At 55.5% G+C, this 384-nt stretch carries 1 rRNA gene; it reads right to left on the bottom strand.

Annotated elements, in window-relative coordinates:
• Positions 1-384: ribosomal RNA gene (locus PZH32_RS11655) — 23S ribosomal RNA — on the bottom strand; the annotation flags it as partial.

The raw sequence follows: 384 nt of genomic DNA, 5'->3' as shown, positions 1-384 counted from the left end.
TACCTGCTCCACCCGTCGGTGTCGCAGTCAAGCTCCCTTCTGCCTTTGCACTCTTCGAATGGTTTCCAACCATTCTGAGGGAACCTTTGAGCGCCTCCGATACCCTTTCGGAGGCGACCGCCCCAGTCAAACTCCCCACCTGACATTGTCCCCGATCCAGATCATGGACCATGGTTAGAAACCCAGTAACGCAAGGGTGGTATCCCAACAGCGGCTCCATGGCTACTGGCGTAACCACTTCAAAGCCTCCCACCTATCCTGTACATACAATACCGAATCCCAGTATCAAGCTGGAGTAAAGCTCCATGGGGTCTTTCCGTCTTGTCGCGGGTAACCGGCATCTTCACCGGTACTACAATTTCGCCGGGCGGGCTGTCGAGACAG

This window comes from Adlercreutzia equolifaciens, from assembly GCF_029076695.1.
Taxonomy (GTDB): domain Bacteria; phylum Actinomycetota; class Coriobacteriia; order Coriobacteriales; family Eggerthellaceae; genus Adlercreutzia; species Adlercreutzia equolifaciens_A.
The sequence above is the reverse complement of the archived record's forward strand: the minus strand, read 5'-3'. Positions and strand labels throughout refer to the sequence as shown.